This window comes from Nocardiopsis sp. NRRL B-16309 (assembly GCF_001279585.1).
Taxonomy (GTDB): Bacteria; Actinomycetota; Actinomycetes; order Streptosporangiales; family Streptosporangiaceae; genus Nocardiopsis.
In genome coordinates, this window is the sequence record NZ_LGEC01000081.1 from 54,822 (window position 1) to 60,966 (window position 6,145).

Here is a 6,145-nt window from a genome sequence, read left to right on the forward strand (position 1 = left end):
CCGATCGCCTCCTATCGCGGTGACGCGTCCGTCGGCAGCCGCCGCTTCACCACCTTGCCGGTCGCGTTGCGCGGAAGCTCGTCCAGCAGCACCACGTCACGCGGCACCGAGAAGCGCCCCAACTCCTGGCGGACGATGAGCCGGATCTCGTTCGGATCGACCTCCATCCCCTCGTAGGGCACCACGAACGCCGCGAACCGGTGCCCGAACTCCTCGTCCGGCACCCCCGTCACCACCACCTCGCGCACCGACGGCAGGGCCACGATCAGCTCCTCCACCGGCCGCGGGAACACGTTCTCCCCGCCCGAGATGATCATGTCGTCGTCCCGCCCGGCCACGTGCAACAGCCCCTCGCCGTCCACGTGGCCGCGGTCGCCGGTCGCCATCAGGCCGTGCGCGACGTCCCTGGTCCCGCCGTTCGTGTACCCCTCGAAGAGCATCTCGTTGCCGACGTGGATCGACCCCTCCGTCCCCGGCGGCACCTCCACCCCGTCCGAGTCCAGCACCGCCAGGTGCGTTCCCAGCGGCGGGCGGCCCGCCGTGGTCGGCGACCGCCGCATCTCCTCCGGGGTCGCGATGGTCGCCCACGACACCTCCGTCGAGCCGTACAGGTTGTAGAGCACGTCCCCGAACTCGTCCATGAACTCCGTGATGAGCTTCGGGCTCATCGCCGAACCGCTGCACGCCACCACCCGCAGCGACGACGTGTCGTAGGCGGCCCGCACCCGCGGTGGCAGGTCCATGATCCGGCGCAGCATCACCGGCACCGCGAACACCGCCGTGCACCGGTGCTCGGCCACCGCCCGCAGCACGTCCTCCGGGTCGAACTGGCGGCGCATGACCAGCGTCGCCCGCATCGACATGCCCAACTGCACCCCGGCCAGGCCCCAGGTGTGGAAGACCGGCGCCGCGACCAGGATCCGGTCCGAGGACCGCAACGGGATCCGGGACAGCACCGACGCCGCGTCCTGCGGACCCCTGGGCGTGGGGCGGCGCGCGCCCTTGGGCGTGCCCGTGGTGCCCGACGTCAGCACGATCAGCCGCCCCGGACGCTCCGGTGGCGCCGGTTCCGGCTCCGTGTCGGCGATCTCCCGGGCCCGCCACGGCACCCGCGGTCCCGGAACGGAGGCCTCGCCCCAGGCCGTGAACCGCGGGATCGGCGCGGCCACGTCCTCGTACAGGTCCTCGAACTCGGCGTCGGCCACCAGGGCGGCCAGATCGTGTTCGGCCGCCGCGGCCGCCACCTGGGCGGGGGCCATGCCCGTGTTCAGCAGGACGCAGTCCGCGCCCAGGCGCCCGCACGCCGCCATCGTCTGCACGAACGCGCCGTGGTTGCGGCACAGCACGCCCACGCTCGCGCCCGGCCGCACCCCGGCCCGGTCCAGCTCCACGGCCAGCATCCGGGCGCGCAGGTTCATCTCACGGAAGGTCGTCGGCCCGTGGTCGTCGATGACCGACACCTGGTCCGGAACGCGTTCGTTCGCGGCCGCGTAGCCGCCCGCCACGGTCGCGCCCCAGGTCCGCAGGGCACGCAGCTGCCGCAGGATCCGGTCGGGCCGACCGGCGCTGAGGACCCCGGCCCTGACCAGGACGCGCACGGTCCCGAGGGTGCGGCGCAGGCGGGCGGGGGTCGACGGACGGCCGAGGTCTGGCGCCATGATGTCTCCGGGGAGGACGGGGACAGGCGAAGCGCTCCGCGCCGTGTCGCGGAGCCCTCGCCTGGTCGCTCCGCGGAGTACTGCGACCGTAGGAGACGGCCGCACCCCCTGTCTTCCCCGGTGTGTGCGCCGTCATTCCCGCGTCGTTGTCACCCCGGTGAGTTCACCGATGGGGGCGGGACGCCGCCCCCATCGGCTCACAGGTCGAACTTCATCGGCTGCCCGCTCGGCTCGGGCATACCGCCCTCCGGCTCCAACGAGACGCCCACCTGCACCGGGGACCCCATGTCCTTCGACATCCCGGAGTGCAGGCCCTCCTCCGTGGGGGTGAGCATCCCGGCCGAGCGCATGTCGTCGTCCGGATCGACGTACCACATCTGGTAGGCCATGCCCTCCGGCGCGTGCGGGAGCCCCTCCACGACGAACATCAGCGCGTCCATCTCGTAGGACGTGTAGGCCGTCGCACGCGCGCCCTCGCCCAGCGGACCCTCGTGGACGCTCGTGTCCGGAGCCGCCAGCAGCGCCTCGATCTGCGACGACTCCTGCCGCATGTCGTCCATGCTGCGTTCCATCGACACCAGGCCCGCCCCCAGGACGACGGCGACCAGGGCGCACGCGGCCGTCAGCAGCCAGGGCAGCCGACGGCGCCACCGGGTCGCGGACGACAGGTCGATGACCGTGCCGTCCGGTTCGGGGGCCTCCACCAGCGGCGCCTCCTGACGCGTCCGCTCCGCGGCGGCCCGCACCCGCGTCCACACCGCCTCCGAGGGCCGGTCCGACTCCGCGTACGCCAGCCGCACGAGAGTCTCCCGGAACTCCACGAGGTCGCGTCGGCAGTCCTCGCACTCGTCGAGGTGCCGCTCGGTGGCCACGGCCTCGTCCGGATCCAGGCCGTCCACGGCGTACCCGGCGATCAGCCCGTGCGCGCAGTTCTCGCTCATACGCTCACCCCCAGGCAGTCGCGCAACCGGATCAGACCGTCGCGCAGACGGCCCTTCACCGTGGTCAGCGGGACGTCGAGCAGGTCGGCGGCCTCACGCTGGGTGTAGCCCGTGTAGTAGGTCAGGCGCACGGCGTCGCGCTGCAACTCGGTCAGCCGCCGCAGACAGCGGCGCACCTTCTCCCGCTCCAGCCGGTGCTCCACCTGCTCCGAGACCCCGTCGGCCGGGGTCCGCTCCGGTTCGAGGCGACTCGCGGCCGAGACGCGCGCGGCCGCGGCCTCCTCCGATCGGACCCGGTCGACCGCCCTGCGGTGCGCGATCACCAGGACCCACGAGCGCACGCTCCCCCGTTCGGCGTCGAAGCGCGCACACTGGCGCCACACCTCCAGGAACACCTCCTGGGTCACCTCCTCCGCCTGCGCCACGTCGAGCAGGACCCGCCGCACCACGCCGAACACGGGCCCGGACAGCTCCCGGTAGACGCGCTCGAACGCCGCCAGGTCACCGACCGCCGCCTGCCGCAGAGGAGCGGCCAGGCCGTCCTCCGGGGGCGCGGTCCCGCGTTCGGCCCCGCCGTCCGCGGTGGCTCTGACGCCTCTCAACCGATCCACTGCTCACCGACCCTCTCCCTCTGCCGTCACCGTCCATTCGGCGCCGACCGCCGCGGGGCGACGGGCACCCCCACAGACGTTTATCCGTTCGTGACATGGATGGCGGTCTCCCTCCCATCATCGGCCCCGAACCCAGGGCATGTTCGACACCACCCGTACAACAGCCCGGGTACCGGCCGCGGTCGCGGGCCTCGTCGCCGCCGGAGCCGCGGTGGCCGTGGCCGAGGTCGTCGCCGTCGTCATGGGCCGGTACGACGTCACCCCGCTGCTGGCCGTCGGCGACGCGACGGTCGATCTGACGCCGTTGCCGGTCAAGCAGTTCGCGGTGGACACCTTCGGGACCGCCGACAAGATCGCCCTGTTCGTCGGCATGGGCGCGATCATGGTGATGGCCGCCGCCCTCCTGGGGGCCGCCGCCGGACGGCGCCGCTGGATCGGCGCGGTCGGCATCGCCGCCTTCGCGGTGGTGGGCCTGGCCGCCGTCCTCACCCGGCCGGGCGCCGGGGTGCTGGACACCGTGCCGACCCTGGTGGGCATCGGCGCCTGCTACCTGCTCCTGACCCTGCTGCTGAACACCGCCGCGGGACCCGAGCCCGGGGAGGGCCGGTGGGAGCGAGCGGGCACCGGCGCCGACGTGGGAGCCGGTGATGGAGCGGAGACCGGAGGGGCTGACGCCAGCGCTGGCGCAGAGCCTGGTGGTGCCGATGGTTCCGTCGGTCCCGCTGGTGCCACGGACGCCGGAGGGCCTGCGGCCGGTGGTCCTGTGGGGACTGGTGGTGCAGATGACTCCGACAGTACTGGTGGTGCCACGGAGACCAGTGAGGGCGGGACCAGTGGTCCCGCGAAGGCTGGTGGTGCCGCGGAGGTCGGTGTCGGCAGTGCCGATGGCGGTGCTGGGGACCGTGGCACTGACGCGGGGCCCGAAGACGCCGACGAGGCCCGTGATTCGGAAGAGGCCGAGCGCGACTCCCCCGGGTTCGACCGGCGCCGCTTCGTCCTGCTCGCGGGATCGGCGGCAGCGCTCTCGGCGGGCGCCGGCACGGCCGCCCGGCTCCTCGCGGCCTCGGGCCCGGGCACGCGGACCGGCGTGGGCGACATCCGACTGCCCCGGCCCTCCGATCCCGCCGCGCCCGTGCCGGACGGCGCCGACCTCGAACTCGACGGGCTCTCCTCGTTCTTCACCCCGAACGAGGACTTCTACCGCATCGACACCGCGCTCTCCGTTCCCCGGCTGGACGCCTCGACCTGGTCCCTGCGGATCCGCGGGAACGGGGTCGAGGACCGGACCTACGACTACCACGAGCTGCTCAACCGGTCGGACCTGGTGGAACGGGACATCACCATCGCGTGTGTCTCGAACCCGGTCGGCGGCGACCTGATCGGCAACGCACGGTGGATCGGCGTTCCGCTGGCGACCCTGCTGGAAGAGGTGGGCGTCGTCCCTCCATCGCGAGGAGGCTCCGCCGACCAGCTCGTGTCGCGCTCCTCCGACGGCATGACCATCGGCACGCCCGTCGAGGACGTCATGGACGGGCGCGACGCGATGCTCGCCCTCGGCATGAACGGCGAACCGCTCCCCTACGACCACGGATTCCCGGTGCGCATGGTCGTGCCGGGCCTCTACGGCTACGTCTCGGCGTGCAAGTGGCTCGTGGAGATCGAGCTGACCACGTTCGACGCCTTCGACGCCTACTGGGTCCCCCGGGGCTGGTCGGCACGCGGGCCGATCAAGACCCAGTCCCGCATCGAGACTCCGCGGGACAACGCCTCGGTCGCCGGCGGCACCGTGCCCATCGCCGGAGTGGCCTGGGCCCAGACCACCGGCATCGACCGGGTCGAGGTCAGCGTCGACGGCGGAGAGTGGCGCGAGGCCGAACTCGCCGAGGAGGCCACGACCGACACCTGGCGCCAGTGGGTCTACGAGTGGGACGCCGAGCCGGGCGACCATGAGATCTCGGTCCGGGCCACCGACCGCGACGGCGACGCCCAGACCGACGATCACGCCCCTCCCGCGCCGGACGGAGCCACCGGCCAACACACGGTTCAGGTCACCGTGGCGTAGGACCCCACCACACCGGACTTCCCGTGCCACGAGCGCGGGAGCAGTCGGCCGCGCCATGGCCGGCACAGCACGCGACACCCACACCACACACGAAACAGAGGGCCGAACGATGAACGCACCCAGCACGAACACGCTGCGCCGACTCCTCGCCGCCGGAGCCATCTCCCTCACCGCGGTCTTCGCGCTCGCCGCCTGCAACGACGCCGCCTCGGACGACCCGTCGGTGGAGACCGAGGAGATGGAGGAGGACGAGGGCGAAGAGGGCATGGAGGAGGACTCCATGGAGGACGAGGGAATGGAAGAGGACTCCATGGAGGACGAGGGCATGGAGGAGGAGGGATCCATGGACGACGACATGGAGGACGACTCCATGGACGAGGAGGACATGGAAGACGAGGAGATGATGGAGGACGACGAGATGATGGAAGACGACGAGAACTGATCTCCCTCCTCTGAATGTCCCCCGAACGCGCTCCCCCTCGTCACCCCCGGCGAACGGACGCGCCCGAGCCGCGGCCCCGCGACACCGGTGCCGCGGCTCGGGAACGGAGGCGAAGTGACCCGTGGCACAGGCGTTGTGGTTTGCCGGAGGGTCTCCCTGGGGGTAGTGTTCTCCGAGTCGCCACGGGACGGCGAGCGGCCCTCAGGGGTCGGCTCGGAACCGGACCGGATCAGGCGGCACCCCTTCCTGAAGCCCAACGGGTTCGAGCAGTGCCTCGGCTCCGGTAGGCTCGGGGAGTTGCTTCGAAAGCCGGGCGAATTCGCCCGGTCGAGGAAGCGGAACGGGCTTTACCCCGATCAATTGCTCCGAAACCGCCGATTTGGCGGGGCACGGAACACCTGATAAAGTAAAGACACAACGAAGCGTCCACA

At 72.1% G+C, this 6,145-nt stretch carries 5 protein-coding genes; 2 read left to right on the plus strand and 3 right to left on the minus strand.

The window, feature by feature from the left end:
- Nucleotides 1-11: 11 nt before the first annotated feature.
- The 3 genes from ADL05_RS18145 to sigK all read right to left on the minus strand — a co-directional run bounded on the left by ADL05_RS18145 (nt 12) and on the right by sigK (nt 3,201).
- Entirely contained in the window at nt 12-1,658 is a 1,647-nt protein-coding gene (locus ADL05_RS18145) for an AMP-binding protein (protein ID WP_053618169.1), read from the minus strand.
- A 197-nt stretch (nt 1,659-1,855) separates the two neighbouring features.
- A complete protein-coding gene (locus tag ADL05_RS18150) occupies nt 1,856-2,599 on the minus strand; it encodes an anti-sigma factor domain-containing protein (protein WP_053618170.1) in 744 nt (247 codons plus the stop codon).
- On the minus strand, nt 2,596-3,201 hold the full coding sequence (sigK, locus tag ADL05_RS18155; protein ID WP_053618171.1) for an ECF RNA polymerase sigma factor SigK: 606 nt from the start codon (nt 3,199-3,201) through the stop codon (nt 2,596-2,598). Before sigK ends, ADL05_RS18150 begins: the two co-directional genes overlap by 4 nt.
- 148 nt (nt 3,202-3,349) lie before the next feature.
- Here sigK and ADL05_RS18160 point away from each other — a divergent pair, with 148 nt between their 5' ends.
- Entirely contained in the window at nt 3,350-5,272 is a 1,923-nt protein-coding gene (locus tag ADL05_RS18160) for a molybdopterin-dependent oxidoreductase (protein ID WP_053618172.1), read from the plus strand.
- 109 nt (nt 5,273-5,381) lie between these two features.
- Nucleotides 5,382-5,714: a hypothetical protein gene (locus ADL05_RS18165; RefSeq protein ID WP_053618173.1), complete on the plus strand. Its 333-nt coding sequence runs from the start codon at nt 5,382-5,384 to the stop codon at nt 5,712-5,714.
- Nucleotides 5,715-6,145: the final 431 nt, after the last annotated feature.

Coding starts and splice junctions, on each gene's coding strand:
- ADL05_RS18145 (WP_053618169.1), bottom strand. CDS start 1,658: ATGGCGCCAGACCTCGGCCGTCCGTCGACCCCCGCCCGCCTGCGCCGC.
- ADL05_RS18150 (WP_053618170.1), bottom strand. CDS start 2,599: ATGAGCGAGAACTGCGCGCACGGGCTGATCGCCGGGTACGCCGTGGAC.
- ADL05_RS18160 (WP_053618172.1), top strand. CDS start 3,350: ATGTTCGACACCACCCGTACAACAGCCCGGGTACCGGCCGCGGTCGCG.
- ADL05_RS18165 (WP_053618173.1), top strand. CDS start 5,382: ATGAACGCACCCAGCACGAACACGCTGCGCCGACTCCTCGCCGCCGGA.